23 protein-coding genes are annotated in these 25,885 nt (G+C 52.9%); 1 reads left to right on the forward strand and 22 read right to left on the reverse strand.

All coding sequences use genetic code 11. The annotated features are described in order from the left end of the window. Positions 1-22: 22 nt before the first annotated feature. The 11 genes from ACFSDX_RS07415 to ACFSDX_RS07465 all read right to left on the reverse strand — a co-directional run bounded on the left by ACFSDX_RS07415 (position 23) and on the right by ACFSDX_RS07465 (position 12,434). Positions 23-1,096 carry a glycosyltransferase family 4 protein gene (locus ACFSDX_RS07415; protein ID WP_382312639.1) on the reverse strand — a complete coding sequence of 358 codons (1,074 nt, stop codon included), beginning with the start codon at positions 1,094-1,096 and terminating at the stop codon, positions 23-25. After that, positions 1,093-2,319 carry a glycosyltransferase gene (locus ACFSDX_RS07420; protein ID WP_382312640.1) on the reverse strand — a complete coding sequence of 409 codons (1,227 nt, stop codon included), beginning with the start codon at positions 2,317-2,319 and terminating at the stop codon, positions 1,093-1,095. Before ACFSDX_RS07420 ends, ACFSDX_RS07415 begins: the two co-directional genes overlap by 4 nt. A gap of 29 nt (positions 2,320-2,348) precedes the next feature. Next, positions 2,349-3,269 carry a glycosyltransferase family 2 protein gene (locus ACFSDX_RS07425; RefSeq protein WP_382312641.1) on the reverse strand — a complete coding sequence of 307 codons (921 nt, stop codon included), beginning with the start codon at positions 3,267-3,269 and terminating at the stop codon, positions 2,349-2,351. Positions 3,270-3,368: 99 nt separating this feature from the next. After that, positions 3,369-4,481 (reverse strand): GDP-mannose 4,6-dehydratase, encoded by a 1,113-nt coding sequence (gene gmd / locus ACFSDX_RS07430; protein WP_382312642.1) that lies wholly within the window; start codon positions 4,479-4,481, stop codon positions 3,369-3,371. Positions 4,482-4,580: 99 nt separating this feature from the next. Beyond that, positions 4,581-5,639: a glycosyltransferase family 2 protein gene (locus ACFSDX_RS07435; RefSeq protein WP_382312643.1), complete on the reverse strand. Its 1,059-nt coding sequence runs from the start codon at positions 5,637-5,639 to the stop codon at positions 4,581-4,583. A 50-nt stretch (positions 5,640-5,689) separates the two neighbouring features. Next, positions 5,690-6,961 carry an acyltransferase family protein gene (locus ACFSDX_RS07440; protein WP_382312644.1) on the reverse strand — a complete coding sequence of 424 codons (1,272 nt, stop codon included), beginning with the start codon at positions 6,959-6,961 and terminating at the stop codon, positions 5,690-5,692. A gap of 92 nt (positions 6,962-7,053) precedes the next feature. After that, positions 7,054-8,145, reverse strand: a complete 1,092-nt coding sequence (locus ACFSDX_RS07445) for an acyltransferase family protein (protein ID WP_382312645.1) — start codon at positions 8,143-8,145, stop codon at positions 7,054-7,056. A 61-nt stretch (positions 8,146-8,206) separates the two neighbouring features. Beyond that, positions 8,207-9,136, reverse strand: coding sequence for a glycosyltransferase family 2 protein (locus tag ACFSDX_RS07450; RefSeq protein ID WP_382312646.1), 930 nt, complete (start codon positions 9,134-9,136; stop codon positions 8,207-8,209). Positions 9,137-9,220: 84 nt separating this feature from the next. After that, positions 9,221-10,237 carry a glycosyltransferase family 2 protein gene (locus ACFSDX_RS07455; protein WP_382312647.1) on the reverse strand — a complete coding sequence of 339 codons (1,017 nt, stop codon included), beginning with the start codon at positions 10,235-10,237 and terminating at the stop codon, positions 9,221-9,223. 19 nt (positions 10,238-10,256) lie between these two features. After that, a complete protein-coding gene (locus ACFSDX_RS07460; RefSeq protein ID WP_382312648.1) occupies positions 10,257-11,210 on the reverse strand; it encodes an NAD-dependent epimerase/dehydratase family protein in 954 nt (317 codons plus the stop codon). 66 nt (positions 11,211-11,276) lie between these two features. Further along, positions 11,277-12,434, reverse strand: a complete 1,158-nt coding sequence (locus tag ACFSDX_RS07465; RefSeq protein ID WP_382312649.1) for a glycosyltransferase family 4 protein — start codon at positions 12,432-12,434, stop codon at positions 11,277-11,279. An 85-nt stretch (positions 12,435-12,519) separates the two neighbouring features. Between ACFSDX_RS07465 and ACFSDX_RS07470 the strand changes: the two genes are divergently transcribed. Then, positions 12,520-13,419 carry an alpha-1,2-fucosyltransferase gene (locus ACFSDX_RS07470; RefSeq protein WP_382312650.1) on the forward strand — a complete coding sequence of 300 codons (900 nt, stop codon included), beginning with the start codon at positions 12,520-12,522 and terminating at the stop codon, positions 13,417-13,419. Here ACFSDX_RS07470 and ACFSDX_RS07475 read toward each other — a convergent pair. The 11 genes from ACFSDX_RS07475 to asnB all read right to left on the reverse strand — a co-directional run bounded on the left by ACFSDX_RS07475 (position 13,414) and on the right by asnB (position 25,857). Further along, positions 13,414-14,046 (reverse strand): acyltransferase, encoded by a 633-nt coding sequence (locus tag ACFSDX_RS07475; RefSeq protein WP_382312651.1) that lies wholly within the window; start codon positions 14,044-14,046, stop codon positions 13,414-13,416. The two genes, ACFSDX_RS07470 and ACFSDX_RS07475, sit on opposite strands and share 6 nt — an antisense overlap. Positions 14,047-14,053: 7 nt before the next feature. Then, on the reverse strand, positions 14,054-15,328 hold the full coding sequence (locus tag ACFSDX_RS07480) for an ABC transporter ATP-binding protein (RefSeq protein ID WP_382312652.1): 1,275 nt from the start codon (positions 15,326-15,328) through the stop codon (positions 14,054-14,056). A 69-nt stretch (positions 15,329-15,397) separates the two neighbouring features. Then, positions 15,398-16,297: an ABC transporter permease gene (locus tag ACFSDX_RS07485; RefSeq protein ID WP_382312653.1), complete on the reverse strand. Its 900-nt coding sequence runs from the start codon at positions 16,295-16,297 to the stop codon at positions 15,398-15,400. Between the two features lie 195 nt (positions 16,298-16,492). After that, entirely contained in the window at positions 16,493-17,440 is a 948-nt protein-coding gene (locus tag ACFSDX_RS07490) for a GDP-L-fucose synthase family protein (RefSeq protein WP_382312654.1), read from the reverse strand. Between the two features lie 94 nt (positions 17,441-17,534). Continuing rightward, positions 17,535-18,503, reverse strand: a complete 969-nt coding sequence (locus ACFSDX_RS07495) for a glycosyltransferase (RefSeq protein WP_382312655.1) — start codon at positions 18,501-18,503, stop codon at positions 17,535-17,537. 9 nt (positions 18,504-18,512) lie between these two features. Beyond that, entirely contained in the window at positions 18,513-19,511 is a 999-nt protein-coding gene (locus tag ACFSDX_RS07500) for an STELLO glycosyltransferase family protein (RefSeq protein ID WP_382312656.1), read from the reverse strand. 206 nt (positions 19,512-19,717) lie between these two features. Further along, the gene (locus ACFSDX_RS07505) at positions 19,718-20,833 is read right to left on the reverse strand and encodes a DegT/DnrJ/EryC1/StrS family aminotransferase (RefSeq protein ID WP_382312657.1); all 1,116 of its coding nucleotides are present in this window, start codon (positions 20,831-20,833) and stop codon (positions 19,718-19,720) included. A 105-nt stretch (positions 20,834-20,938) separates the two neighbouring features. Next, entirely contained in the window at positions 20,939-21,352 is a 414-nt protein-coding gene (locus ACFSDX_RS07510; protein ID WP_382312658.1) for a sugar 3,4-ketoisomerase, read from the reverse strand. Between the two features lie 60 nt (positions 21,353-21,412). Beyond that, on the reverse strand, positions 21,413-22,366 hold the full coding sequence (locus ACFSDX_RS07515; RefSeq protein WP_382312659.1) for a UDP-glucuronic acid decarboxylase family protein: 954 nt from the start codon (positions 22,364-22,366) through the stop codon (positions 21,413-21,415). Positions 22,367-22,493: 127 nt separating this feature from the next. Continuing rightward, entirely contained in the window at positions 22,494-23,834 is a 1,341-nt protein-coding gene (locus ACFSDX_RS07520) for a UDP-glucose dehydrogenase family protein (protein WP_382312660.1), read from the reverse strand. Positions 23,835-23,952: 118 nt separating this feature from the next. Further along, positions 23,953-25,857, reverse strand: coding sequence for an asparagine synthase (glutamine-hydrolyzing) (gene asnB, locus ACFSDX_RS07525; protein ID WP_382312661.1), 1,905 nt, complete (start codon positions 25,855-25,857; stop codon positions 23,953-23,955). Positions 25,858-25,885: the final 28 nt, after the last annotated feature.

Below are 25,885 nucleotides of genomic sequence, written 5' to 3' on the forward strand. Positions count from 1 at the left end.
CCGCGCTTACGTGGCTCAAGCACTAGCTAAACAAACTCAGAAAATTAGCCGTATTAGCCAGCACTGAATACCGCTCTACTACTGTGGCCCGCGCCGCCAGCCCTAGGTGCTGCCGCAAGCCCGGGTTAGCGAGCAGCTGGCGCAGGCGAGCCTCCCAGTCGGCAGCCGTGGCACACACGTAGCCGTTGTAATCGTTTTGCACCACTTCGGTGTTCATGCCCACCGGCGACACCAGGGCGGGGATACCTAGGGCCATGTATTGCAGCGCCTTGAAGGCGCATTTACCTTTCGCCCACGGGTCATCCTCCAAGGGCATCAGCCCCACGTGGAAGCCCAACAAGTCGGCAATTTCCGTATCCTTGCGCCAGGGCACAAACACTAGGGAGCGCAGCGGCAACGCGGGGGGCTGGTTCGATATCACCCGAAACTCAAAGTCCAGGCCCTCCGCTTCCAGGTGGGCCAGCACCGGCACCAGCTGGTCGAGGTACTTGAGGGTAGAGTGCGTGCCGGTCCAGCCGATGACCAGCTTACCGGGCGCGGCCTGGTCGCGCACCTGGTTGTGGAGGTGCTCGGTGTCGATAGTGGTCGGGTTCACCAGCGAATGGGCATTATACTGCCGGGCGTAAGCCGCCAGGTAAGCATTGCCGCAGCTGTTTTTGTAGGCCCACCCACAAATGCTGGCCACCTTCTGGTGCCACTTTAGGCCGGCCGCCACGCGGTTGGCCTCCGAGGTGTTGGCCAGCCAGATGGCATCGTCAAAGTCGTAGATAATTCGCTTGCGCAAGACCTTCGCAATCAGCCACTCCAGCACCGGTGGCCCCAGGGGCGCGGCTTCGCGGTGAATGAATACGAAGTCGAACGCGGGCACCCGGGCCAGCAGTCCCAGCCGCCGCCCGAAGCCCGCAACGATGCCCCAGGCCTTGGCAAGCGCCATACCCGGCTTATACAGGATGGCCCACGTGTGCTGCGATAAAAACGAAGCCAGCTCGTAGGTGTGGCCCGCCGCCGCGAGCGACCCTAGGTACTGCTCGAAGCGAAACCGCTGCGAAGGAGCCTGCCCGTGCGGGTAGGGCGTCAGAAAAAGTATCTTGCTCATACTTGATAGCCAGCTGGGTTTTGCTCCTTGACTGCTGGCAGCAGGGCATCATACGCTTCGCGCGCGCGCTCTACCGAGCGGTGCCGCGCCGCCAGCGCCCGAATGGCCTGCCGGTGCCCGGGGTCGGCCAACTGGGCCCGGATACCCTCCAGGGCTTGCCCCACGCTGCCGGGCTGGGTAAGGTCGAATATGGCACCGCCACCTTCGGCGGCAATAATGCCGGAGTCGTCGCCCACACCGGTAGTTAGCAGCACCGGCAAGCCATTGGCCCAGTACTCGCCCACCTTGATGGGCGACACGTAGGGCGTGGGCCGGTGCAGGCCGTAGGCAAAATCGGCGGCCGACAGATACAGTGGCACTTCCGCAAACGGCACCCGGGTCACAATGGCCCGCGCGGGGTCGAAGCCCGCGGCCGCCAGTTTGGCTTGCACCTCGGCCGGAGCCTGGGGCGTTAGCAGCAACAGCCGGAAGTTAGGCCCAAAGAAATCGGCCGTTTGCTTGAATAGCTGGAAGGCTTCGTCGTCGTAGTAGATACCGCCAAACTTGCCCACGTACGTGCCCACCAGGGCATTGGGCGGCAGCGCCAGCTGCTGGCGCATCCGGCGCCGAGCATCGGCATCAAACGCGAAATCGCTGAGGCTCACCGAGCACGGCACTGTAATGATGCGGGCGGCGGGCACCCCCTCGGCTATCAGCTTGCGGCGGTAGTTTTCGGCCACGGGCATTAGGCCGGCGGCCCGGCGCTTCTGCTGGTTTTCCCAATACTGCTGAAAAATATAGCGCGGGTCGTACCAGCGCCATACCCCCGACTTGCGCATGTACTCGGCGTGCGGCTCAAACGACTCGACGTAGAATGGCAAGCCCGTTTGCCGCTGCACCAGGTAAGCCAGCGCGCCGGCCGGTGCCCCCCTGGCCAGAATAAAATCGGCCCCAAAAGCACGGGCCTGCGCGGCCAGCTCGCGCGGAAAGCGCCGGAAGTCATTCGTCTTTGTCACCAGCACCCCCTGGCCCGGCGGCGAAAGCAACGGCTCAAAGCTGATTTTCTGGTTGTCGAAGGGTAGTTGCAGCACCGGCGCTTGCAAGGCATCGGAGCCGCGCTCTACCGTTACCAGCCGAATGGCGGCCACTTCGGGCCGGGCTTGCAGCAGACGCAAATGCGGCAGCACAGTGGCTGTAGTCAGGGGGTCCGTAAATCCCCAGTAGCTTAAAAATAGAATACGCATAAGTAGACGCTCGCACGGGTAGCAAGTACCTAGCGGCCCAGTAGCCGCTTGGCCCACTGCACCAAGCTGGGCGGAGTGGCGCACCGCAGCAATAGGGCGACCCCGCCCTTGCCTGGTAACCCCGGCGCTGACCGCCACGCAAATTGCATAGCCTGGGCCTGGTAGCCGTCGATGTGCGCGTGAATGGCGCAAAGATAATACAACCGCCCTAGCAGGGTCCGGCGCTGGGGGGGGGTTAGCGTCAGGTGCTGCTGCATCCAGCCCGCCGCTAACTGCAACCGCCGAATAAGCCCCTGGTTATCAGCTCGCATCGACCGCTGGTCGTGGTCGTTCATAGTCAGCGTCAGGGCATCCACGAGTTGAACTACGTCGCCGTGCTGGGTATTTTCGAGCAAAAACATCCAGTCTTCGATAGCCGCATAGCGGCGGTCTTCTTCAAAGCGAAAGAGCTGCGGATTCTGGCGCCGCACGCAAATATTACAAGCCAAGGCATTACCCTGCAAAAAAGTCTCGAGCCGCAGTGGCCCGGCCGGTAGCGCGGCCAGGTCGCTGGGGCGCCGCTCGCCGGCGCGGTCGAAGTCGTACTTCGTCGCAATAAAATTGGGCCTAGGCTGCATGCTATTGATGGCAGCGTGCAGAGTAGCCAGGTGCTCGGGGTGAAACAGGTCGTCGGAGTCCAGAAAAATGACGTACTCGCCCCTAGCGCGGTCGAGGCCGTAGTTGCGGGCCGCACCCCGCTCGCCATTGGCCTTGGGCAGGTACTGAAAGCGGGCGTCGGTGAGGAAGGGCCGCACTACTTCGGCCGTGGCATCCTGGCTGCCATCGTCTACCACCAGCACCTCAAAGCCCGCAAACTGCTGGGTTTGCACCGAGCGCAACGTAGCCGCAATCAAGTCTGCCCGGTTATAAGTCGGAATAATAACGCTAAAAAAAGGGCTAGTCAAATTCATACTGGGGGGTAAGGCAGGCCAAAATAACGCACAAAAAAAGGGACCGGCTGGCCAGCCGGTCCCTTTTTGGTACCACGTGCGTGGGCTGATAGCCGCGGCTTACTCGTGGTAGTTGTATACTTTGTGACCGCCCTTCAGCAGGTACGCATCGCGGCGGAAGAGCGCCACGTCGGCCGTCATCATGTCCTTCACCAGCGAAGCCAGGTCGTGCTTAGGCTCCCAGCCCAGCTGCGTTTTGGCCTTGGTGGGGTCACCGATGAGCAGCTCTACTTCGGTGGGGCGGAAATAGCGCGGGTCGATTTCTACCACCACGTCGCCTACCTGCACCTTGCTGTCGGGGTTGTTTACGCTTACTACGTGGCCTTTTTCTTCCACGCCTTCGCCCGTAAAGGCTACTTCGATACCAACTTCAGCAAACGCCATCTTCACGAAGTCGCGCACGGTGGTCGTTACACCGGTAGCAATAACGAAGTCCTCGGGCTCATCCTGCTGCAAAATGCGCCACATGGCATCTACGTAGTCCTGGGCATGGCCCCAGTCGCGCTTCGAGTCGATGTTGCCTAGGAAGATTTTGCCTTGCAGGCCCAATGCGATACGCGCCACGCCGCGGGTGATTTTGCGGGTTACGAAGGTTTCGCCGCGCAGTGGGCTTTCGTGGTTGAACAGGATACCGTTGCAGGCAAACATGCCGTAGGCCTCACGGTAGTTCACCGTAATCCAGTAGGCATACATTTTTGCCACTGCGTAGGGCGAGCGGGGGTAGAAGGGCGTGGTTTCGCTCTGCGGCACGGCCTGCACTAGGCCGTACAGCTCCGAAGTCGAAGCCTGGTAGATGCGGGTTTTCTTGGTCAGGCCCAGGATACGAATGGCTTCCAGCAGACGCAGCGTACCGATACCGTCGGCATTGGCCGTGTACTCAGGCGTGTCAAACGACACCTTCACGTGCGACATAGCCCCGAGGTTATAAATCTCGTCGGGCTGTATCTCCTGCACAATGCGGATGAGGTTGGTCGAATCGTTCAGATCGCCATAATGCAGCGTAAGGCGTACATTGGTTTCGTGCGGGTCCTGATAAAGATGGTCAATGCGATCGGTGTTGAACAGCGACGAGCGGCGCTTGAGGCCGTGTACTTCGTAGCCTTTGCTAAGGAGCAGTTCGGCTAAGTACGCGCCATCCTGGCCCGTAATACCTGTAATTAGAGCAACTTTCATGCAGTTGTTAGTAAAGAGTTGTTTTTAAGGAAAGCAGTGACTGGGTGAATAAACAAATATAGAGCCTTGGACGCATAAAGGATGACTGCCAAAATAAGACTAATCGGCAATCTTCCAGCGAATCAAACATTTCATTAGGAGCTTTGTGACCAACATTATCGGCAAGTGATTGCACATTGGCTGGCGAAGAATGAAAGGCACAAGCGCTGGTCGAAACTGCCGGGCAGCCCCCAGAATACGGCCCCATTGCTGGGCCATCACCCGATTTACTACATCGGTGGCGATAACTAAGTGCTGGGCCTGCGCACCTAAGTCATCGAGTAAAGTAGCTATTTCCCTGTAGTCAGTCGGTTCTAGGTCGCGCCAACCATCATCAATAGTTAAGAGCCCAAATGCTCCCTCCTGCTCGGGACGCAGGTGAATGTGCAACCGGTTCATTTGCTCCTTACGAATCTGAGCGCTCACCTGTTGTTGACTCAAACTTTGCCGGCGGCTAATCTGGTGCGGATGAATACGATAATTTAGCAAAGGCTCCGGCAGATTATGTACTTGCGTCACGGCGCACATATCTGACCATAGCTTATAGTCTTCCGCAAACTCGTACCGCACATCATAGCGCAGGCGGCTTTCGAGCAGTACACTGGTACGGATAATCACCGACGGCTGGTAAAAGGAGTTTTGCAGCCACATCGTATGCTGGATAGTATCGTTATTCTCTGGCATTTGAATAAGGGCATTGCTGGCCCCGAAATAACGCACAGCACTACCACATAATCCTATTTCGGGATGCGCTTCCATGTACGCTACCTGTTTGGCCAGCCGCTCAGGGTCTGCGATATCGTCGCCATCCATGCGCACAATGTAGCGCCCCTGCGCCCGCTCGATACCCTCATTCATGTTGGGCGATACGCTGCGGTTGATGGGATTGTCGAAAAAGAAAATACGAGGGTCGGTATAGCTGCGTACTATCTCGGCGGTGGCATCCGTAGAGCCATCATTATAAATCAAAAATTCAAAATTCGTAAAGGTTTGATTAATAATACTATCAATGGCTTCACGAAGATAAGTAGCTGCATTATATACACCCATCAGTACCGTTACCAATGGCTGAGAAGAAATGGGAGTAGTGTTTACCATCATGTCAGGCTTGTTGAGCAATTATACAAATAACTTGAAATTAGGAGAATAATTTAATTTAATAAGCCCATTTAATATAATTTCATTTTTATCCAAGGTTGGAATCTTTTCTCCAGCATGAAAGCGGCCCAAGCAGAAAGTACCAAGAAGCAGAGCATCCTTATAGCATACGTGAAAGGAGTACCTGAAAAAACCGATACTTGGCTCATAAGAAACAGTATAGGGCAATGCACAATGTATAAACCATATGAAATACTACCCGTTTTCTCAAGCTTTTTAATCAAAAACTCCGCGCCTACTTCCACTCGTCCAGCAAATGCAAAGCAACTAAATGCTAATGCATAGGCAGTAGTCGGCAGCAGAATAGATGACAAATTACTAATCAACAAATGCTCGTAATAGTACCAAAATGTAAAAATGGGCAATACTATAAATAGTAATAATGTTAGTTTAGTATACGCAAGTTTCTTGTCTGTGAAAATCACCAGAATAAGCAGACAGTAAGGCAGATATGCTAAATCACGAAAAGAAATTATGCCGATGTTATAGTTTGACAGAACTGACAAATCCTTCCCAAATAGCAGAATACCTATTCTGTGAAAAAGTGTGAAAGGTGCATCAAGCTTATCAATTGCCACAAACAAGAAGAGACAGCTTAGCAAATAAGAATATGGAATAGGGCTTCCCTTTGTCGAAAAAGTTCTTGACAACACTAAGCCACTTAGCCAGAATACAAACCCAAAAGCATAGCTGGGTAATATGGGCGAGCCATATGAATGCGCGAAATAAGCGTTGACGCATCCAATTACAATAGACAATAAGGCAACGTAGAGAGGATTCAGCCTAAAGATGGAAATGGGGATAAAAAGAACATAAAATATAATTTCGTACACCAACGACCAAGATGGGCTAATAGCTGAGATAATTGGCGTAGATATCCCTTGGGTCATTGTTACGTGGCCAGCTATAGTAGCGAGTGATGGGAAATCATAATTACTAGCTACTAAAGCTAGCAAAAGGCACATGAAATAAATAGGGTATATTCTAATGAGCCGCTTCTTTACATAATCACCAATAGTATATTTTGTAAGTGCCAATGGATGAGCTAAGCCAATAACATAGCCCGACAATACAAAGAATACTAGAACACTTAAATGTCCTGTGCCTGTGTGAAACCAATTATCTACCGGAGAATATGCAGGATCAAGCATATTATTGTTCAGGGTCGCATGGCCCCAGATAACTAGAATAGAAGCCGCTCCCCTTAACGCCTCAAGTTTATAGTTAAATACTTTAACTAGAGGAGGCTTTTCGTACAATTTTATTTCCATTAGATTCACCATATACAGAACAACTAATTCTTATTACAGAGCACACAGCACACTATAGATTAGCAACACATGTTGTTTGTAACATATCCTATTCAGTCTCTAAGCTATAAAGAACTCAGCAATTTATCAAGCTGCTTACCAAGATTATTACTGATTTTTCTTTCAACAAAGAAATTCAACAAATAAGCCATTAATAACATAAATCCGATAATAATTACTAATAATACATACTTATTAAGATATGCACCCGTTCTCTGCAAAATAATATAACCGATATTACTATGCAGCAGATACAATGGATACGTAATACTTCCCAGCCAACCTAGCCAAGAAAAGCGCTGCATATTTATCTTGCGCTTTATTATCAACCAAAAAACCATGAAAATAGCAGCCACTACTAATAAAACGATAGTTGCTGAATAATATTGATGAAATACCTGAGTATGAACTTTTGCTTCAACCCAAGCACTACGTAGGCATAACAGAAATGTCAAGAATAACAAACTATAAACCTTTTTGAGTGGCATTATGCTATTCTGAAGCAAATAGAAGAGCATTCCAGCGATAAAGAAGGCGCTATACTTTGGAATAAATAAGTAATGAAAAGGTGTTTTTACAGCAACTGTCAAATGGGTGGCAGCTGTATAAAGCAGCCACAAAGCTAAAAATACACCAAGGTGCTTAAATAATCCATAAGACAATAATAAGCTAATTAAAAAGTAGAAGCTAATTTCGGTAGTAAGTGTCCAGTACGCCTCATCAATATCATTGTAGCCCAGAAATCCTTGGAGCATGGTCATGTTTACAATGTACTGTACGTTGGTCAGATGCATATTCTCTGACCAAGCCAAGCTTTGTCGGCTTGGGCCAAACATAAGAACAACTATAAACGTAAGGGTACAAGCCACCCAGAATGCCGGATACAAACGAATTACGCGTGATATGAAGAATTGTTTAAGTGTTTTATTATACGCCGACATCAAAACGACATACCCAGATATAACAAAAAACAGCTCTACTCCTAAATAAAAATATTTAGTGACTGGCTCTAGATATTCGTATCTCACTGGACTTAGATGAGACAGGTTGTACCCAATAAATGTGTAATGGTAAATCACCACTAGAATTGCTGCAAGGAATCGCAGAAAGTCTATTTCATAAAAACGAACAGGAGACTTTTTTGCTTCTGGTTCCATTATAAATACTCAATTACTTAGATAAGTTGGCAGTCATATGCTACTACCCTGGCAACGCCCCTCACTGTTTCGTTGAAAATAGGCGATGCAACAGTACCTTGGCATAGCTGCGCTTGCCCATTAACTGGTATGTGCGGGTGCTAAATAGTTGATTGCCCAAGTCGGCATGGTACAGAGCACTTATTTCTTTTCTATATAGCTCCTCGACCCGATTGTCCCACAGCAGCTCGTTGAATTTTAGAATCAGCAGCCGCACCCGCTCCTCGTCGCTGATAATGGCGTGGTCTTGGACAGTGCGCATAATCCGCAGGTACTCGCGGTAGGCCTGGCCGTTCTTTAGTGAGGGGCTTGTTACGTCTTTGTCGTGCTTGCGGAAGTAGTTCAGGTATTTGCCCGCAATGTATACTTCGCCGTGCTGGGCTACCAGCATCCAAAATAGATAGTCGCCAGAGAACTTGTAGGTGGTAAAGCTCTTGTCAATCTTGTAGTACACCTCCTTGCGGAAGATAGCCTGGCTGGCATTGGAAATGGCCGTGATGCGCAGCATCCTTTCGCGCACAAAGTCCAGCCCACGCAGAGTTTGGTGCAGGAACTTGCTCTGATTCACGTACAGGATATCGTTGCCTTTGATGGCCACCGACATGCAAAAGGCAATGCACGTAGCCGGTGTGATGCCCGCTATCAGGGTTTCGAGCAGTGTTGGCTCGCACCAATCGTCGCTCTCAGCCAGCCATATCCACTCGTACTGGGCCAACTCGATGCCCTTGGCCCACTGCTTGAATGTAGTGCCGCTGTTCTCGGTGTTAAAGACCACTTGGTTCACCCTAGGGTGGTGGCGATAGCGCTCCAGTACAGCGCGGCTATCGTCGGTCGAGCAGTCGTCGAGCAATATCAACTCAAACTGCTGGTGCGTCTGGGCCAGTATAGAGTCGATGCGCTCGGCCAAGTAGGGTGCATGGTTGTAGTTGGGTACGATAATGGAAACAAACATTGCACTTAGTATTTGGCAGGCCGTCGGCTAATCTTCGATAAACAGGTGTTTGGCGCCTATATATCATTACGCCACTATTTTCTACTAAAGAGCACCAGGTTTTTTTCGGCCTAACAAAGGATAAATAAGCCGGTCGCCTAGCAGGATACGCAGGCCACTAGCATTTTTAAAAAATTTTCGCCCGAACGTACTAGTTATCATCCGCCTAAATTGAGGGTCAACGGCCACTAGGTTGCGGTAGATTGCCTTGTGGCGGCTCCAAGGCACACGGTGATACATAGTAGCCTGATACCATATTTCCAGCAGAAGTGCAATGGCTTTTTGCCGAGAAGTCGGGTCGGTATCGCCGTAGCTATGAATAATTTGCAACACCCGGCTTGCTTCCTCGATACTCAGCCCATTTTCATAATTTTTGCTACGGGCAGTATTGCGGTGTGAGCGGAAATAATTGAGCGGCCTAGATACATAGGCCACTTTACCATGCGCGAGCAGGCGCGCCCACATTAGCCAATCACCCGTAACGCGATAGTCCTCAGGAGCAGGCCCGATTGCGCGCAGGGCACTGGCCCGGATAAGCACCGCGCTGGCATTCGGAATAATATTACGGTATGCCATAAACCGCCGCACCAGCGCAAGCCCGTCAGTCACAAAATCATGCGTCCACATAGGGTCAAGCTCGGTAAGGAATTCCTCCCACGTGCCCTCCGTCACGGTGCCGTTCTCGTCAATATCTACTGAGTTAGCATAGGCCAGCACTATTTCTTCGTCGCTTTCCAGTCGGGCCAGTAAAGTTTCTAAAAAATCGGGCGCGGCAAAGTCATCACTTTCGGCCAACCAAACATACTCGCCCTTAGCCAACGCAATTCCCTTATTCCACTGCTTGAAAGTACTACCGCTGTTCTTCTCATTAAATACTGTCTGGATGCGGGCATCCTGAGCGGCATACTGCTTGATAATTTCCCGGCTGTTATCGGGTGAGCAGTCATCCAGCAATAACAACTCAAAATCGGCAAAGCTCTGCGTGAGTATTGATTCAATCCGCTGCGGCAAAAACCGAGCGTGGTTGTAGTTCGGCAGAATAACGGAAACTTTGGAAGGCATATAACTTATAGTTAAGTGTTTATTTAATCGTGCGCTGTCTATACCAATCCCAAGTTTGCTGTAAAGCAGTAGCAAAGCTGGTTTTACTTCCCCACCCCGTTAAATCTTGCAATTTACTACTGTCTAAAATATTGACAGGTACATCAAACGGCCGAGGAGGTAGCACTTCCGTTTTTACTTTCAAACCTATCTGGGCTGCTAAGGGTGCTATTGCTTCCAATACTTGCTTGTTAGTCAGGCCAATGCCGCTTCCAATATTGTATACCTCACCAGGTATGCCAGCCAGCAGAGCCGCTACAATACCCTCGGCCATATCTACCACGTATAGATAATCCCGAACAGTGCCGTGCTCTCCAAAAATATTGACTGTGCGTCCGTCAAGTATAGAGGCCATAGCGGTTGCTATAAACCCTTGTCCCACATAGGGCCGCTGACCAGCCCCAAACGCATTAGACGGCCGCACACTGACAGCAGGCAAGCCTCGATTATCAAAGTACATGTGTGCGTACTTCTCAATGGCTAGCTTGGTGATACCGTAAGGGGAAAGCGGAAGCGTAGGGTGTTCTTCCGTAAGCGGGGAGATGGATGCACGGCCATACACCGTGCCACCCGACGATACTACCAAGAACTTGCGAATAGGTAGCGCTGCTGCCATCTCAAACAGTTGTACTGCTTCCGGCAGGTTCAGCACAATGTCATCAACAGGATGCTGGAAGCTAGTTTGAGGAATGGTAGCATATGCCAGATTGATAACTTCATCAGCTCGGCTTAGGGCTTCTCGCAATGAACTGTTCTTATTATCTGCGTTGCTCACAATATATTCCACCCCGTCGGGCAAAGGCGTAAGCAAGGGCGTACGCCCGACTACAATGACACTACGCCGCTGAGTTAGCAGCGCATTGACTACTGCCCGACCAATAAACCCATTTCCCCCGATAACGCAGGTTGTAGCAACTAAATCAGACTGACGCACCAAAATCGTTGTTAATAAAGTGAGTAATCCCCCCTGACAGGTGATTTATATATGATAAAGACATCTTCACCACGATACGGGTAATGTCATTAAGCGCGCTATCCGAGCGGCCACCTGTGGCGTATTGTAGTCCTGCTGCACCGTTGCACGCGCATTAGCACCTTTTTGCTGGCGGGTCGAGTGATTGCTGAGCAAGGTGGCAACTGCGCTACTCATTGCCGTAATATCGCCGTAGGGCACGACCTCGCCATTAGTAGTACCGACAAAATCAGGGGTGCCGCCCGCTTCTGCGAAGCAAACCACCGGCTTGCCAGCAGCAGCGGCTTCCAGCACTACCAATGGAAAAGGGTCTTCGCGGGAAGGCAGAACAAATACATCAGCAGAGGCTATGTATTTTAGATACTCCGATGTGACGGGGACCAAATGGAACCGCCCTTCCAGCTTATAATGCTGAATTTCATAGCTCATTCGCAAGTGTTCTATTGTGCCCGGCGACACTCCTACCCAGGCAAAATGAACATGCGGCTGATTTAAAGCTACCTGCGCGGCCATTTGCATAAATAAGTCATTGCCTTTACGCCAATCGGCAGTACCAACTGCTACAACTAGTTGCTCATGTACAGCTAGCTTTAGCGCAAACCTCACACTATCAGTCTCAATAGCTGCTAAATCTTCAGCTATTGACGCCACCGGAATACTGGAAGGTACTACCTGTACTCGCTCAGGAGCTACATTCATGCTTATTAACTGGCGTTGGACAGCTGTTGACCCAGCCAGAAATAAGCTGGTTTGCTGCAGGGTCTTCTGAATGATTGCGGGGTCAAAGGTTTGAATAATGTATGCTAGCTCATGCACATACGTGATGACGCGAGCCTGGCAGACACTACGTATCTTATCAACTAGCTCACCATTGACGATGGTATTAGAAAATATTACTTCTACGTCCTTAAAGGCAAAAGCTTTCTGATACTGGCTCTTATTATATCGGTCTAGCACACCTAGCCGCTGTAGGCCCCCAGCAAAGTGCCCGGAGGCCAAGAGCGCCGGATATGTTACCACTTGTGCGACTTGCTCAAACTGAGGCCGAATAGGCCCGTCCTTACCTAGTACTACTACAAAATCGTAAGATAACTGTTCGCGCAAATGCCTCAGAATGTTTAATAACAAGATAGGCGCACCGGTACGAGTTGCTTCGTGTGAAACAAATACAATCTTTTTTCTCATGCGCTAATTGGGTTGGCATATAGAGGCGTTTGAGCGGGAGAAGTAATTTTGTCGCTCTACCGCTTGCATAAGCCAATACATTTTCATGGTAATCATCCGACTAACTGGTGGCCTGGGCAATCAAATGTTCCAGTATGCTGCTGGCCGCGCTGCCGCATTACGCCACAACACGAAGCTGGTACTTAGTACTGTTTTTTTTGAGGAAACTCTTAGTAAGCAGGCACACGAGCAGGAAGTACACATCGAATTATTCCCAGCAGTTATGGCCCAGCAGTTGTCCAGAATATCAGGTAGTAAGCTACGCAAGCTAGAAGACAATAGCCGTGGGTTCATCCGGCGAAATTACGACAAGGTGCGTGTCTCGCTTGGATTACCGACATCTTTTAAAACTGTAGCAGAAACTAGTCTACTGCAGTACCAATCAGATTTTAAAACTCATCAGGCCACAGTGCTCAGCTTGGCAAGCGATTGGCAGAATGAAAAGTATTTCATTGATTATGAGTCTACTATTCGCAAAGATTTCAGCTTCCCGGCATTACCAGCCGATTCGCCTAATGTGCCCTTACTGGTCCTAATGCAAGCTACGCAGTCGGTAGCCGTACATGTGCGCCGGGGCGATTATCTGACTTCTACTACGCACCGGCCGCTTGCCGTGGATTTTTATTTGCGGGCAATTTCCCTAGTAAAGGCAAAAGTGATGAATCCAACATTCTTTATTTTCTCCGATGATATTTCTTGGTGCCAGCAACAGTTTAACTTGCCCGATGCGCACTATATCACGCACAACACTGGTTTAAACAGTTACCGCGATATGCAACTAATGAGTAGCTGCCAGCATAATATTATTGCCAACAGTTCCTTCAGCTGGTGGGGAGCTTGGCTGAATAATAATCCGAATAAAATCATTATCGCTCCAGAAATCTGGCTCGAAAAATATGCTATCAAGACTAGCAATATTGCGCCAAAAAACTGGTTACTACTATAGCATATTATCTGGTAGTGGTAATTCCAATTGCTTAATTACTTTACAAGGATTTCCTCCAGCCAAAACATTTGCTGGAATGCTCTTCGTTACTACACTTCCAGCAGCAATTATTGCATTTTTACCAATATGAACACCTTTCAATATGATACTACCTGCGCCAATGAATGCATAGTCATCTATTTTTATTGGAGCAGTCTTAACATCATTATCAATTCCACTTGTTCTTATCAGCGGATTCAATGAATGGAAGTTAGTATCCCATATTTTCACACTACCACCTATCATTACGTGGTTTCCTATTTCTATTCTATTCCAAGCTAGAATAGTCGAATTTGATATACCAACGTTATCACCAATAACAATTTTTGCCTCCTCAGTGAAAGTAATTAATCTCAGTATAGTATCGCCACCAATAGTGTTAAAATCGACACCAGAATTAGCCTGAAAGGTGTGCCCAATAATTATTGAGCCTTTGTTTTCTACGTAAATTTTACCGTTAATAAAAAGTCCTCCGGCAAATTTTACTCCTTTAGCACGAAACTCCTTTGCATTTATATTCTCCTCTGAAACACCTAGTATGTGCTTTTTTATATTTCGTTTAAGAAATTTGGCGCCGCGTTTAATCATAATTAACTTAGTTGTTAACTGGATATGTAGTCATTTGTAGTTGATTCAACACTAAACCTGTCGCAGCATCATAGCTCACAATAGTTTCATCTGCTTGCTTCACTACGGGTATAATGTTAAAGCTAACAACATCTTCTAAGAATTGAATATTTTGCGTGCCACCAATAGTTAGTGCTACAAATATTCTGTATTTGCCAGCTGCAAACTGAACATCATTCTGTTTAAATTCAGTGGAATAAATACCAGGCGCAAAGTTCATAGGTCGCTGCCAAGATGTACATATCGAAACATCAGCTGGACTTACTATTCCAATTGAAGAAACCATTTCTTTGACAGCACGCTCTATTTGGAAGGTAACTTTTATTATCCATTTTTTACCTATCGCCACTTCGTACACAGCTTCTCCAGCTTCGTCAAGCACTTCAACCCGAATAACACTAGCAACTTGATTCTGCTTAGCTTCTAATACTACCTCATTTCTATTAAGGTAGTTATTGGCTAAATACCTATCTACAATAGAATCAATGCTGTCATCAGCTAATACCATTCCATTTTGCAAGAATAACCCAGTAGAACAGAGCTTTTGCATTGCTGCCATATTATGGCTCACAAATAGTACCGTGCGCCCGTCGTTTACGCTTACATCCTTCATGCGGCCCATGCATTTCTTTTGAAACTCCGCGTCGCCTACGGCTAGCACTTCGTCAACAATCAAAATTTCCGGCTCTAGGAAAGCAGCTACTGCAAAGGCTAGGCGTACGTACATACCGCTACTGTAACGCTTCACGGGCGTGTCGATGTAGCGCTCGACGCCGGAGAAATCCACAATCTCATCAAACTTGCTGCGAATTTCGGCTTTGGTCATACCCAAAATAGCCCCGTTCAAGAAGATGTTTTCGCGGCCAGTTAGCTCGGGGTGAAATCCAGTACCTACTTCGAGTAGCGAAGCAATGCGGCCGTTTACCTTGATATTGCCAGTAGTCGGAGTCGTTACCTTCGACAGTATTTTGAGCAGCGTGGACTTGCCGGCCCCGTTGCGGCCAACGATGCCTAACACCTCGCCTTTCTTTACCTCAAAGTCAATATCCCGCAGCGACCACACATAGTTACTATCGCCTTTGCGCGTGCGGTCGTTAACATCACCTACTTTGGCAAAGGGGTCTTCCTTGCCCCGCAGCTGCGCCCACCAGCGGTTGAGGTCGTGGCTAATAGTGCCCGTACCGATTTCGCCCAAGCGATACTGTTTACCTAATCCTTCGACTTTAATTGCAATGTCGCTCATATACTTATACTTAATTGCTACAGAACTGGCAGCGAGTGGCTTCTTACTATTGTTACCAGCCTAATAATCTTATACTGTATCGGTGAAGCTCTTTTCTACTCTATTGAAAATAATTGTGCCTGCCAGCAGAATAACCAGAGTGGCCAGAGTACTATATCCCAAGTACATCCAGCTAAAAGTACCCCTACCCAAAAATCCTAAGCGAAAGACTTCAGCAATCGTGCTCATAGGGTTTGCCAAGACAAGCCAGCGCCACTTCTGTGATACCGTAGAAAGTGGGTAGATAATTGGCGTGGCGTACAGCGCCAGTTGAATACCAAAGGTGAGCAGCATAGCCAAGTCGCGGTACTTGGTAGTGAGGGCACTAAAAATCATACCTAGGCCTAATGAAAGTAGACCCATCAGCACCACTAGCACTGGAGTAAGCAGGGCATAAATAGTAGGGTGCACAAGCGGGTTGGTGACTAGATAGTAAGCCCACACTACCAGGAATAGCCCGAACTGAATACCAAACCGCACCAAGTTGGAAATAACAATGGACAGCGGCATGGTCAGGCGAGGAAAGTACACCTTGCTGAACATGGCCGAATTAGCAGTGAATACAGTAGATACTGACGTGAGGCTTTGAGAGAAGTAGCCCCAAACTGTGTTACCAGCCAGGTAAAATATGAATGATGGTAGACCATCGGTTCCCAGCTTTCCGCCAGCCACTCGCCCGAAGATGATGTAGAACATGGCGGTGGTGAGCAGCGGCTGGATGAAAAACCATAGCGGCCCTAGAATGGTCTGCTTGTAATTCGAGACGAAATCGCGCCGCACGAACAGCATCACTAGGTCGCGGTAGCGCCACACGTCGCCGAGACGTAGGTCGAGCAGACTGGTGCGCGGCTCAATAACCTCCGTCCACTGCTCCTGGTCGAAACCAACTGTTTCAGGGGACGTTGATTTCAATACTTCGGTAGTTTGCACAAGGAAATAGAATAGGTAAAGTAAATTGGAAGTATTCGGAAAGCCCGCGCAGCGAGCTTTCCCTGCCTAATCGGAATAAGGGAGATTGTACCTGCCTCGGCTGCCTCAGCGAATTGCTTGGCAAAACTCGGCTTAGGGTCTACTTTACTTATTAGCAGACACCAAAGCTGGCTTGCGGGTAAGCCGCATTAGCTACTACGCGGCGGTAGCATTCTTTTGCTCGTGCTGAACAAAGTCAGCGTACACTGCCTGCACCCCGTTTTCCAGCTCCGTAGAGTAGCGCCAGCCAGCATCAGCCAGTTTGCTTACATCCATTAGCTTGCGGGGGGTGCCGTCGGGGTAGTCGGTGTTGAAGCGAATAGTACCCTCGTGCCCTACCGTGCGCTGCACTAGCTCGGCAAGCTCGCGGATGCTGAGGTCAACGCCAGTACCAATGTTCACCAGACCGGGCTCGTTGTAGTTTTCGAGCAGCCAGTAGCAGGCATCGGCTAGGTCGTCGGCGTGCAGAAACTCGCGGCGCGGGGTACCCGTGCCCCACACTTCTACCTCGGGCGCGCCGGCTTCCTTGGCTTCGTGAAACTTACGGATGAGGGCCGGCAGCACGTGCGAGTTCTTCAAATCGTAGTTGTCGTGCGGGCCGTAGAGGTTGGTAGGCATGGCCGAGATGTAGTTGCAGCCATACTGGCTGCGGTAAGCATCACACATCTTGATGCCCGCAATCTTGGCAATGGCGTAGGGCTCGTTGGTACTTTCCAGCTCGCCGGTGAGCAGCGCGTTTTCCTGCAAGGGCTGGGGCGCCATTTTGGGGTAGATGCACGACGAGCCCAGGAACAACAGCTTCTTCACCCCATTGAGGTAGGACGAGTGAATCACGTTGTTCTGAATCATCAGGTTCTCGTACAAAAACGCGCCCCGGTAGATGTTATTGGCGTTAATGCCCCCCACCTTAGCCGCGGCCAGCACCACGTAGTCGGGCTTTTCCTGGGCGAAGAAATCGCTCACCGCTTGCTGGTTGCGCAGGTCGAGCTCGCTGGAAGTGCGGGTTACGAAGTTGGAGAAGCCAGCTTGCTGCAAGCGGCGAAGCATGGCCGAGCCCACCATTCCACGGTGGCCAGCGATATAGATTTTGGCGTCTTTTTCCATAAGGTCGTGCAAAGCGCGAAGATAGTCAAGTATAAATTTACCGGGTTTTGGTCCTAGGTAGCGGCGGACCGGGTCAGGGGTGACCTAGGGCCGGCTAGTGCTGCCACCAGTTCAGGTTGAGTTCGGCAGCCTTGGCAGGCACGGGCTGCATGGCGCGCAGCAGCCCCCCCGGAATAAGCTTTTTCAGCATGGGGTTGATGCTGGCACCCAGTATCATGCGGCGGGTGCGGGGGCTGTAGCTGAGCAGGTCGGGCAGCTTGGCAAAGGCAATGGGGCGGGCCAGCTGCATGTCGCGCTTGCCCGTCCAGTTGATTTCCCAGTAGGTGTACAGGTTGCGGCGCTCCTCGTCGGTGAGGCGAAACTTACTCCCGTACCGCGGTTCCTGCTCGCAGAGTTCCACCATCTTCATCAGATTGGGGTACCATTTGTCGCTGGTAACGGTGCGCTGGTCGGGGTGCAGCTGGTACACGGCCACCATCTCGGGGATGTAGTGGCCCGGTGCCAGGTGCGATACCCGGTACCACTGGTCGATGTCGGCGCACATGTCGACCTCGCGGCGCATGCCGCCGGTTTCCTCAAAAAACCGCCGCCGCACGAACGTCGCGTGCTGAGGTGGCACCGTCTGGAACAGAATGGTGCGCGGAGTAATCTCACCGACCGGGTTGCTACTGCCCATCACGTTGCCCGCCAGGTCGATGGAATATTCGCCCCCCGAAATGAAGCCAGCCTCCGGGTACTGCTGAAACCCCTGGGCCATTGCCCGAAACGCCCCCGGCAGGTAGTAGTCGTCAGAGCTTTGCACTGCCAGAATTTCGCCCGTTGCACGCGCCACGCCCTTCGTCACCGCATCCACGAAGCCCTGGTCGCGGGCCGACCACCAAATAAGGCGGTCGCCGTAGCTCTTGAGCACGTCCACGGTTTCGTCGGTCGAGCCGCCGTCCGACACGATAATCTCGATGGAGCCGGGATAATCCTGCTTCAAAATACTATCGAGCGTGCGGCCGATGAATCGCCCCTGATTCCAGGACGGGATAACGACCGAAACGGAAGGAAATTCCTGCATTGCGATGTACTACTTAGTAAGAGCCGCTACGTCGGCCAGCCAGAGGTCGAGCAGCTCGATTTCCTGGGCGGTCACAATGTTCTCCTTCGCCAGTTCGGCGTAGGCGAGGCGCAGGTTCTCCCCTACCGTATTGGCGGGGCTGATGGCGCGCTGCACGGCCGCAATCACGCGGTTGGGGTGCAGGTAGCACGGAATCTCCGACTCAAAGTCCTTCACGTAATCGTGCGGGTTGCGTACCTGAATCACCGTGGCTTCGGTGAAGCCCAGGCGGTAGCCGTGCGCCCACATAATGGGCTGGGCCACCAGGCCGCGCAGAATATCGGTGAAGCGGAACGTAACGTAGGCCGGCAGGTAGAGCAGCGCGAATAGTTCGCTACGCACGGCCGTATTCTGCGAGTTGAAGGGGCACAGCGTGCCTTCGGCCAGCACGATAGGCGCGCGCTTGTCGAAGAAAATCTCCGTGTTATCAATCAGGCGGTAGATGGCGTCGACATCGGGGTCGCTGTCGGCCAGACCCTGCCAGATACCAATTTTGGCAGTTTCCTGGGTTAGCTCCTCCTCCTTGAGGTTGTGGTCCTTGTTGAGGATGAGGTCGAGCGGGTAGCCGCGGGGCCAGATGTGGTGGCTGGTGAAGTTCTTGTAGATATTCACGAAGCCTTTGCCAGCCGGCGAAGTAGCAAACGTGCCCTCCGTAGCTGGAAATTCCCAGCCCTCGTAAGGAATGTTATCGTCGTCGGTATCAATAATTACCTGCGCGCCACCTTTAATAGCGTGCAGGTAGCCCATCATCTTGCGGCCGTAGTGGTTGAAGGGCAGCTTCGCGCTCAGGCGAAAGCCGGCAGCTTCCTGGTCGGCTACCGAGAGATACGTTACGTTAGGTTCGCTCCAATCGGCCGGCGACTTTTTATCGCCCGCTACTACTAACTGGTAGTCAGGCAATTTGGCAAATTTCGCAACGGCCTCGGTAGGGGCAAAGATGGACGTAATAACGATACTCGATTGTGCCATAAAAAGTAAGAATGATAGTAGTAGCTATTGTAAAGCGCCACGGGCAGATTGTTTGCCAGTGCAAAGGTACACTTTTTTGAATCAGTAGTAGACCCACCGATTGCCCACTCCCAAACAACCCGCTCCGCTCTGCGACCGGCGCGGCCACCCGCCACGGGGCTTACCAAACTGATAATTCGCCAGTTTTGGCCGCCGCTCGCCGCTCTTTAGCTTGCGTAAAAGGCCCGGATTGCCCGCCCTACCGTCGCGACCATTGCCTCGGTCATACCCGGCCACAGCGGCAGGCTCAGGCAGGTAGCCGCTAGGCTTTCCGCAATGGGCAGCGCCCCGGCCGGCAGCCCTAGGTGCGCATAAGCCGGCTGCAAGTGCGGGGGCACGGGGTAATGCACTAGCGTACCGATGCCCTGCGCGGCCAGGTGCTGCTGCAGGGCCGCCCGCCGAGCCGTGTGCACCACGTAGAGGTGCCATACTGGCTCGGCGCCCGCCGCTGGGGCCGGCAGTCGCAGGCCAGGCAAACCGGCGAGGTGCGCGGTATACCAGGCCGCTAGCTGCCGGCGCTGACGGGTCCAGATACATAGGTGGCGCAGCTTCACGAGCAGGAGGGCCGCTTGCAACTCATCGAGGCGCGAATTATAACCTAGGAGCTCGTGCTGGTTTTTTTGCGCTGAGCCGTAGCTGCGCAGCAAGCGTAGCTGCTGCGCCAAGTCGGCATCATTGGTCGTGATGGCGCCGGCGTCGCCTAGGGCGCCCAGGTTTTTGGTGGGGTAAAAGCTAGTGGCGCCGGCGTCGCCGAAGCTGCCCGTCAGCTGCCCATTGAAAGTCGCGCCCTGCGCCTGGGCATTATCCTCCACTACCAGCAGGCCGTGCTGCCGGGCAAAAGCCAGTATCTCCGGCATTTGGCAGGGCTGCCCATACAGGTGCACCGGCATAATGGCGCGGGTGCGGGGCGTGAGGGCGGCGGCCAGGTTGGCCGGGTCGAGGTTACTGGTGGCGGGGTCGGGCTCCACGGGCACGGGGGTGGCGCCGGCATGCGTCACGGCCAGCCAGGTGGCGATGTAGGTGTTGGAGGGCACCAGCACTTCATAGCCAGGGCCGATACCCAGGGCGCGCAGGGCCAGCGTAAGTGCTTCCAGCCCACTGCCTACCCCTACGGTGTGGGCTACGTGATTAAACTCGCAGTATACACGCTCGAACTCAGTCACCTCTGGCCCCAGAACGTACCACTGCGAGTCGTAGACCCGGCGCATGGCTTCCAGGGCTTCTTCCCGCATGGCCGTGTGCATGGGCTGCGACGAAAAAAACGGGATAGTAGGATTATTCACGATAAACGCCCATAGGTAGGCTGGTTGGCAAAAGCAGCGGCCGCGCTGCGCAAGTGGAGCTTGGCGGCGCGCCTGGCAGCCACCTAGGCGCACGCTTGCTGGTTGCTACCCCCACACTTCCCGAAACTCCGGATACTCCCGAATGTAATCGTCTTCCGCAAAGGGCCGCGAGGCCAGGGCCAGCTGCACCGCGCCCGGCGAGTACTGCATGGTGTGCCACACGTGGGGCGGCACGTAGAGGCCAACGTGGGGGCTTTCCAGGCTGAATATTTCCAGCCGGCCGCTGGCGTGCTCCAGCGTTACTACGATGCGGCCCGCCACGGCCAGCAGCACGTGCTCGGTGGCGCGGTGCGCGTGGCGGCCCCGCAGGATGTTGTCGGGGGTGTAGTAGGTCCAGAACACCCGCTGCACGGCAAAAGGCAGGGGCGGCTCTGCACTTTCCGACACCGACAGATACCCAATGTCAGCCTCACCAATTTGCGAAAACGTCAGTAAATGCGGAGCAGGATAAGCAGTCATCACAAAAAAAGCGGAGCTGGCCCGTAGCCAACTCCGCTTCTAAGGTAGCAAGCCCTAGGCTTACTTCACGTGCTCTTTGAAGTACTCCAGCGTGCGGCGCAGGCCTTCGGCGCGGTCCACCTTGGGCTCCCAGCCCAATATTTCCTTGGCCTTGGTGATGTCGGGCCGGCGCTTCATGGGGTCGTTTTCGGGCAGGGCCTGGTAAGTTGGCTTAAACTCGACGCCTGTGAGCTTGGCGATTTCTTCGCCAAACTGCTTGATGGTGATTTCCGCCGGGTTACCAATATTCACCGGCATGTGGTAGTCGCTGAGCAGCAGGCGGTAGATACCATCCACTAGGTCGTCGACGTAGCAGAACGAGCGCGTTTGTGAGCCGTCGCCGAACACAGTCAGGTTCTCGCCTTTCAGCGCCTGCGAGAGGAAAGCGGGCAGCACGCGGCCATCGTCGAGGCGCATGCGCGGGCCGTAGGTGTTGAAGATGCGGATAATGCGCGTTTCGAGGCCGTGGTGGTTATGGTAGGCCATCGTGATGGCTTCCTGAAAGCGTTTGGCCTCGTCGTAGCAGCCGCGCGGGCCCACTGGGTTCACGTTGCCCCAGTACTCTTCTACCTGCGGGTGCACTTCGGGATCGCCGTAGACCTCCGAGGTGCTGGCAATCAGCATGCGGGCACCCTTCACGCGGGCCAAGCCCAGCAGATTGTGGGTACCCAAGGAGCCGACTTTCAGGGTCTGAATCGGAATCTTGAGGTAGTCGATGGGCGATGCGGGCGATGCGAAGTGCAGAATATAGTCGAGCTTACCCGGCACGAACACAAACTTGCTGACGTCGTGGTGGTGAAACTCAAAATCCTCGCGCTTGAACAGGTGCTCGATGTTGGCGAGGTTACCCGTAATGAGGTTGTCCATCGCAATCACGTGGTACCCCTCGGCCAGAAAACGGTCGCAGAGGTGCGAGCCCAAGAACCCGGCCCCGCCGGTAATGAGTACGCGCTTTTTTTCGGAAGTGTCAGCCATGTCAGGTTGATTATATCGTTGTCATGCAGAGCGCAGCGAAGCATCTCGCGTGGCGTAGTAAACTAGTCTGTCATTTATTACTGCGCTACGCGAGATGCTTCGCCGCGCTCTGCATGACAAATAATACTTAGGCTACCGGCTCCTTGTGGTCGGTTCGCACCCCAATGCAATGGTAGGCAAAACCCAGCTCCTTGAGCTCGGCGGGGTCGTAGATGTTGCGGCCGTCGAAGATGACTTTTTGCTTGAGCAGGCGGCCCACTACCTCAAAGGAGGGCGACCGGAACTCGGGCCACTCCGTCACCACCAGCAGCGCGTCGGCGTCTACTAGGGCCTCAAACTGGTCTTTGGCGTAGTTAATAGTGTCGCCTAGGGTGTGCTTGGCTTCCTTCACGGCCACCGGGTCGTAGGCTGATACCGTGGCGCCTTCGGCCAGCAGCTTCTCGATGATAACGAGCGAGGGTGCCTCGCGCATATCATCCGTTTTGGGCTTGAACGACAGGCCCCAAACTGCGAACTTCTTTCCTCGCAAATCGCCGCCGAAGTGCTTCTTCACCTTGTTGAACAGCACCTCTTTCTGGGCTTCGTTCACGCCTTCCACGGCTTGCAGCACCTGCATCTGATAGCCGTTTTCCTGCGCCGTTTTTATCAGGGCTTTCACATCTTTTGGGAAGCAGGAGCCGCCGTAGCCGATGCCGGGATAAATGAACTTGGTGCCAATGCGAGCATCGGAGCCGATGCCCTGGCGCACCTTGTTCACGTCGGCGCCCATGATTTCGCACAGGTTGGCGATATCGTTCATGAACGAGATTTTGGTGGCCAGCATTGAGTTGGCGGCGTACTTGGTCATCTCGGCCGACGGAATATCCATGAAGATAATCGGGTGGCCGTTGAGCAGGAAGGGCTTGTACAGCCGGCGCATAGCTTCCTCGGCCCGCTCGGAGCTAATGCCGACCACGATGCGGTCGGGCTTGAGGAAGTCATCAATCGCCGCCCCTTCCTTCAGAAACTCGGGGTTAGACGCTACGTCGAACTCTACGGCGGCTCCGCGCTTACCTAGGGCGCCTTCTACTTCGGCGCGCACCTTGGCTGCCGTGCCCACGGGCACCGTGCTTTTGGTAACGACTACGCAGTAGTTATCTATGTTTTCGCCGATGCCGCGGGCCACGGCCAGCACATACTTTAGGTCGGCCGAGCCGTCTTCGCCGGGCGGGGTGCCCACGGCAATAAACGCAATGTCGGCGCCCTTAATGCTGTCGGCCAAAGAGGTAGAGAATTGCAGGCGCCCCGCTTTAACGTTGCGCGCTACCATCTCCTCCAAGCCCGGCTCGTAGATGGGCAGGATGCCGTTGTGCAGGTTGTCGATTTTCTTTTGGTCGATGTCAATGCACGTAACGTCGATGCCAACCTCGGCAAAGCACGTACCGGTCACCAATCCGACATACCCAGTGCCTACTACTGCTATTTTCATCTGAAAGTCAAGCTTTTATCAAGGTTTTGCTTAGTTCGTGGCTAACACGAATCACTCAAAGGTATCTATCCAATCGATTCAGATAGCTAATGTAAGCCTCCGCAGCAAGCTTTATAGCCTAAGCCATATATTTTTTCCACCAGTATTGAAATACCAGCAGCGCCCAAATGCGGGCGTGCGCATCGCCGGGGTTATTCGAAAAAAGCTGCTTTTTCAGCTGCTGCACGCCGGCCACGTCGAAAATCCCTTGGCTGGCCACAAAATCGTCAGCCAGCAAGTCTTTTTCGATGAGGGGGCGCAGCTCGCCGCGCATCCATTTTAGCAGCGGCACTTCGAAGCCGTGCTTGGGCCGGTCGTATAGCTCAGGCGGCAGCATGGGCCGGAAGGCGTCCTGCACGATTTTCTTTTTCATCGTGCCATCGACCTTGCTGCTCACGGGCAGCGAAAAGGCGAAATCAACGACCTTATAATCGAGAAACGGTGTGCGGACTTCCAGCGAGTTGGCCATGCTCATCAGGTCAACCTTGGTGAGCATGTCGTAGGGCAGCACCAGCTGCATATCAGTGAGCAGCACCTCGTTGAGGTCACCGTCGGCGTGGATATTCTCCAGAATATCCTTGCGGCGCTTGGCCGCCAGCTTCTTACCCACTTTGCGGCGGCTGGCGGGGCTGAGCAGGCTGCTAGCTTCTTTTTCGGAAGCGAAGCTGGCCCAGTCCCAGTACCGGTCTTTGGGCCCGCTGAGCATACCGCGCGAGAAGCGCTGAAACTGCCGGATTTTATTGCCAAAGTACGAGTTGCGCGACTTGGGTAGGATGTCCCAGAGCAGGTTCAGGCCGGTGACGGCTTCGGCCTTGAAGCCGCCCTGGCGCACCTTAAAGTCGCCCATGTGCTTGTTGTAGCCGCCAAAAATCTCGTCGGCGCCGTCGCCGCTCAGCGCCACGGTCACGTGCTGGCGGGTGCGCTGGCTGAGCACATGCACGGCCAGGGCCGACGAGTCGGCAAACGGCTCGTCGAGGTAGTCCAGCATCTGAAACAAATGCTCGTACAAGTCATTGTTGCTCAGCGAGAACACCGTGTGGTTGGTGTTGTGCATCTTCGCCACCAGATTGGCGTACTTGGTTTCGTCGAAGAAGGGCTCATCGCGGAAGCCGATGCTGAACGTGTTGAGGTGAGGCGTGTGGCGGGTAGCCAAGGCCGTGACCACGCTCGAGTCGATACCACCGCTCAGGAAGGAACCTAGGGGCACATCGGCCACGAGGCGGCGCTCCACGGCCTCGTCCATCAGGGTCACCAGCTTTTTCTGCTGCTGCTCGTAGGTGAGCTTGTTTTTGGCGACCTTCTTAGGGTCGTAGGGAATCTTGTACCAGCGCTTGCGCACCACCTTATCGCCCTGGATAAAGAGGTAGTGGCCGGGCAGCAGCTTCTTGACGCCCTTAAAAATGGTAGCCGGCCCCGGAATATAGTTGAGCTGCAAATACTGGCTCAGGGCCACGTAGTCGAGCTTGCGCGGCACGCCTAGGGCCAGCAGCGACTTCAGCTCGGAGCCAAACAACAGCTGGTCCTCGTCACGGTACACGTGCATGGGCTTCACGCCATAGCGGTCGCGGGCGATGAAGAGCGAGTTTTCCTCCTTATCGTAGATGGCGAGGCCAAAAAAGCCGTTCAGCTTTTTGATAAACCCACGCCCCTCGCTGATGTACAGGTTCAGAATAACCTCGGTATCAGTTTGCGAATGAAAGCGATAGCCTTTCTTCAGCAGCTTCTCACGCAGCTCGCGGTAGTTGAAGATTTCACCGTTGAAGATGATGGTGTAGCGGCCCGACTCATCGGTCATGGGCTGGTTGCCATCGGCCGAGAGGTCGAGAATGGCCAGCCGGCGAAAGCCTAGCCCGACGCAGTCGTAGACGAAGTGTCCCTGCGAGTCGGGCCCGCGACGCTCAATGGCGTCGGTAGCAGCTTGCAGACGGGTCAGGGCCGAGCGGCCCAAATCGGAGAAGGCGTAAACGCCGGTTATTCCACACATAATATAGCTAGTAAGCAAAGATACACGG

This window comes from Hymenobacter bucti, from assembly GCF_042681145.1.
GTDB classification, from domain to species: domain Bacteria; phylum Bacteroidota; class Bacteroidia; order Cytophagales; family Hymenobacteraceae; genus Hymenobacter; species Hymenobacter bucti.

Coding starts and splice junctions, on each gene's coding strand:
- ACFSDX_RS07425 (WP_382312641.1), bottom strand. CDS start 3,269: ATGAATTTGACTAGCCCTTTTTTTAGCGTTATTATTCCGACTTATAAC.
- ACFSDX_RS07420 (WP_382312640.1), bottom strand. CDS start 2,319: ATGCGTATTCTATTTTTAAGCTACTGGGGATTTACGGACCCCCTGACT.
- ACFSDX_RS07415 (WP_382312639.1), bottom strand. CDS start 1,096: ATGAGCAAGATACTTTTTCTGACGCCCTACCCGCACGGGCAGGCTCCT.
- ACFSDX_RS07440 (WP_382312644.1), bottom strand. CDS start 6,961: ATGGTGAATCTAATGGAAATAAAATTGTACGAAAAGCCTCCTCTAGTT.
- ACFSDX_RS07475 (WP_382312651.1), bottom strand. CDS start 14,046: ATGATTAAACGCGGCGCCAAATTTCTTAAACGAAATATAAAAAAGCAC.
- ACFSDX_RS07520 (WP_382312660.1), bottom strand. CDS start 23,834: ATGAAAATAGCAGTAGTAGGCACTGGGTATGTCGGATTGGTGACCGGT.
- gmd (WP_382312642.1), bottom strand. CDS start 4,481: ATGAAAGTTGCTCTAATTACAGGTATTACGGGCCAGGATGGCGCGTAC.
- ACFSDX_RS07495 (WP_382312655.1), bottom strand. CDS start 18,503: ATGCAGGAATTTCCTTCCGTTTCGGTCGTTATCCCGTCCTGGAATCAG.
- ACFSDX_RS07470 (WP_382312650.1), top strand. CDS start 12,520: ATGGTAATCATCCGACTAACTGGTGGCCTGGGCAATCAAATGTTCCAG.
- ACFSDX_RS07500 (WP_382312656.1), bottom strand. CDS start 19,511: ATGGCACAATCGAGTATCGTTATTACGTCCATCTTTGCCCCTACCGAG.
- ACFSDX_RS07445 (WP_382312645.1), bottom strand. CDS start 8,145: ATGGAACCAGAAGCAAAAAAGTCTCCTGTTCGTTTTTATGAAATAGAC.
- ACFSDX_RS07455 (WP_382312647.1), bottom strand. CDS start 10,237: ATGCCTTCCAAAGTTTCCGTTATTCTGCCGAACTACAACCACGCTCGG.
- ACFSDX_RS07450 (WP_382312646.1), bottom strand. CDS start 9,136: ATGTTTGTTTCCATTATCGTACCCAACTACAACCATGCACCCTACTTG.
- ACFSDX_RS07480 (WP_382312652.1), bottom strand. CDS start 15,328: ATGAGCGACATTGCAATTAAAGTCGAAGGATTAGGTAAACAGTATCGC.
- ACFSDX_RS07510 (WP_382312658.1), bottom strand. CDS start 21,352: ATGACTGCTTATCCTGCTCCGCATTTACTGACGTTTTCGCAAATTGGT.
- asnB (WP_382312661.1), bottom strand. CDS start 25,857: ATGTGTGGAATAACCGGCGTTTACGCCTTCTCCGATTTGGGCCGCTCG.
- ACFSDX_RS07465 (WP_382312649.1), bottom strand. CDS start 12,434: ATGAGAAAAAAGATTGTATTTGTTTCACACGAAGCAACTCGTACCGGT.
- ACFSDX_RS07515 (WP_382312659.1), bottom strand. CDS start 22,366: ATGGCTGACACTTCCGAAAAAAAGCGCGTACTCATTACCGGCGGGGCC.
- ACFSDX_RS07490 (WP_382312654.1), bottom strand. CDS start 17,440: ATGGAAAAAGACGCCAAAATCTATATCGCTGGCCACCGTGGAATGGTG.